The following is a 2,984-nucleotide window of genomic DNA, read 5'->3' as shown; positions in this document are numbered from 1 at the left end:
CACGGGACGGCGCGGGCCTCTGCGCGTGTGCGCCGCGCGGCCGCCGTCGTCCGTGCGCGGCGCCGTCCGGTCACGCCAATTACTATACCGGTATTTAAATGGCTCCTGGGGTAGGATGGCCCCATGGTGCGCACCCCACTGACCCCCGAAGAGCGCGAGCGCGGTGAGCGGCTCGGCCGTCTCCTGCGCGAGGCGCGCGGCGAGCGGAGCATGGTGGAGGTGGCCGCGAGCGCCGGGATCTCGGCGGAGACTCTCCGCAAGATCGAGACGGGCCGGGCGCCGACGCCCGCCTTCTTCACCGTCGCGGCCCTCGCGGTCGCCCTGGAGCTGTCGATGGACGAGGTGGCCCGGAGCTGCGCGCTGGTTCCCGTCTGACGGCCGGAGCCCGCCGGTCAGGCATCCGCCGGCGCGGGTTCCTCGCGGTCTGCCGTCCGGCGCCGCGCGAGCACGGCCGCGCCCGCCGCCGTCGCGAGCGCCAGCGCCACCAGCAGGGCGCTGACCCACAGCGGTGAGCGGTAGCCCAGGCCGGACGCGATCGCCTGGCCGCCCGCCCAAGGGCCCACCGCCGCCCCGATGTTGAGGGCGGCCGTGGCGAACCCGCCCGCGAGCGTCGGCGCCCCCGTGGCCGCGTACAGCGCCTGCGAGATCAGGGTCGAGCCGACCGCGAACGACAGCAGCCCCTGTACGAAGGCGAAGGCGACCGTCGCCGCCGGGTTCCCGGCCGTCAGGGCGAACGCCGACCAGCCCGCGAGCAGCGCCGCCGTGCCGCCCGCCAGGAGCGGCACCGGCCGGGTGTCGGCGAAGCGCCCGCCGAGCGCGACGCCCGCCGAGGAGCCGAGCCCGAACAGGGCGAGGAGCGCGGGCACCCACGCGTCGCCGATGCCGGTGACGTGCGTGGACAGTGGTTCGAGGTAGGTGAAGGCGCAGAACGTCGCGCCGTTGACGAGGGCGCCGAGCAGCAGCGTCACCAGGAGCCGGGGTGAGCGCAGCGCCCGCAGCTCCGTGCGGGCCCCGGTGTGCGTGGCGGCGGGGGGGCGGGCGGGCCCGCCGGTACGGCCCGGGCGATGGCGACGACGGCGGGCACCGAGATCAAGGCCACCGCCCAGAACGCGGCGCGCCAGCCCCACAGTTGGCCGAGCAGCGCGCCGCCCGGTACGCCCGCGACGCAGGCGAGTGTGGTGCCGCCGAGCAGGATCGAGGTGGCCCGCCCCTTGGCGTCGGGTGCGACCAGGCTCGTCGCGGTGGCCAGGGCCACGGCGAGGAAACCGGCGTTCGCGAGGGCGCCGACGACGCGGGTGCCGAGCAGTACGGCGTAACTGGTGGTCAGCGCGCCCACCACATGCACGAGCAGGAACGTCACCAGGAAGCCGAGCAGGGCGCGGCGACGCGACCAGCGCAGGCTCAACACCGCCATCAGGGGCGCCCCGACGATCATTCCCACGGCGAACGCCGAGGTCAGTGATCCGGCGGCCGGTACCGACACCTCCATGTCGGCGGCGATGTCCGACACCAGGCCGGACAGCATGAACTCGGACGTGCCCTGGGCGAACACGGCGAGACCGAGCAGATACAGGATGAATGGCACAGCGATACTCCGTAGCCACAAAACGGGTGAGAGAGGGGAACAGCCCGTGACCGGCGAAGGCAGTCCGGGGCTGAGGCGCTGGGGCGATCCGTGGCGAAGGGGGGGCGGCGAGGGGCCGAAGGGGCCGAAGGGGCTGAAGGGGCCGAAGGGGCTGAAGTCTCCCAAGAGGCCGAAGCAGCCGAAGCGGCCGCAGAGTCCCAAGCGGCCGGAGCCGCCGAGCCGCCGAAGCGGCCGTGGGGGGCGTCGTCAGAGGGTGGCGCTGTGCGCGGCGAACGGCACAGCTTCCGCGTCGCCGTCAGGGCGACACGGGCACCGAGGAACTCGACGAGCAGCCACCGGAGCGCCGGTGGCTAGCGTCTGTTCGACTCGGGACTGGACATGTGCGCAGACTAACCACGCTTCGCGTCGCACGTCCAAGTAATTAACGAAGCCTTCGGAAAACCGCGTGTAGCCGTCCCGTAACGCGTCTGGTGTTATCTTCCGGACCGGCAGACTCCAGTCTCCCAGGGGGCGGTGCCCGACGATGGCAGTGGGACAACTCCCGGACGAAGTCCGGGAGTTCGCGAAATATCTGAGCGAGCTCATGGCCCGTCTCGATCAGGGCGACGGGTGGTGCGGGGTGTTCTGGGCCCGTGACCCGGACGGGATGCGGGCCTGCCTCGAGGGAGCCGAGGTGCCGCCGTGGGACGTGGTGCAGGCGCTGCTGCACGACCTCGCGGCCGGCTCCGGGGTCGGGGTCGCGCACGCCGAGACCGGGCGGGCGCGGGCGCTGCACTCCGCGTCGGTCGCCGCGTACGACGACCGGCCGGGCGGCCGCGAACTCCTCAGCGACCGGCTCGACCTGATGCTCCAGGAGCAGCGGTTCGCCCTGGAGCGGCAGCAGGATCTGGCACGCGCCCTCGCCGTCGCCGCCACGCCCGACGACGTGGACCGCATCCACCTGGACCTGGCGTGGGTGCGCGACGACCACGAGCGCGCGGCCGCGCGCTGCGGTGAGCTGCGCGCCCGCATGGAGCGGCTCGACCGGACGCGGGCGCCGCAGTGGGTGGACTTCGGCGGGCCCGGCCATGACGGGGTCTTCCCGGGTCAGGACACCGGGGACGTCTCCGGTGGCGCGGACCACCGCCCCGCCGCCGACGACGGCTACGTCGCCCAGTACGCCTCGCAGTACGTCAACGGAGCCGACGGCGTCCACGGCGCTCACGGCCTCCACGGCGCCACTGGCGACAACGGCGACACCGACGACCACGCCCCGGCCGACCGGCCCACCCCCACCACCCCCTCCCGAACCCCCCGCGTCCCCCGCCAGACCGGCCCCCGCCGCCGCCCCCGAGGCGCCCGCTTCGCCGGGATCGAGGCCGGGGAGGCGGACGTCCTCGGACCTCTCCCCGCCCCGGCG

At 74.3% G+C, this 2,984-nt stretch carries 1 protein-coding gene and 2 pseudogenes; 2 read left to right on the top strand and 1 reads right to left on the bottom strand.

Annotation, left to right across the window (positions count from 1 at the left end):
- Positions 1 to 123: 123 nt before the first annotated feature.
- Positions 124 to 375, top strand: coding sequence for a helix-turn-helix domain-containing protein (locus STRAU_RS36285; protein WP_016645376.1), 252 nt, complete (start codon positions 124 to 126; stop codon positions 373 to 375).
- A gap of 17 nt (positions 376 to 392) precedes the next feature.
- Here the strand turns inward: STRAU_RS36285 and STRAU_RS36280 are convergent.
- Positions 393 to 1,585, bottom strand: a pseudogene (locus tag STRAU_RS36280) (Cmx/CmrA family chloramphenicol efflux MFS transporter).
- Between the two features lie 523 nt (positions 1,586 to 2,108).
- Between STRAU_RS36280 and STRAU_RS36275 the strand changes: the two are divergent.
- A pseudogene (locus tag STRAU_RS36275) lies at positions 2,109 to 2,984 on the top strand (hypothetical protein); the annotation flags it as partial.

This window comes from Streptomyces aurantiacus JA 4570 (assembly GCF_000414115.1).
In the GTDB taxonomy this organism is placed as follows: Bacteria; Actinomycetota; Actinomycetes; order Streptomycetales; family Streptomycetaceae; genus Streptomyces; species Streptomyces aurantiacus_A.
The sequence above is the reverse complement of the archived record's forward strand: the minus strand, read 5'-3'. Positions and strand labels throughout refer to the sequence as shown.

What these genes read in the sequence shown, in the direction of transcription:
- STRAU_RS36285 (WP_016645376.1), top strand. Translation starts at nt 124, where the DNA reads ATGGTGCGCACCCCACTGACCCCCGAAGAGCGCGAGCGCGGTGAGCGG.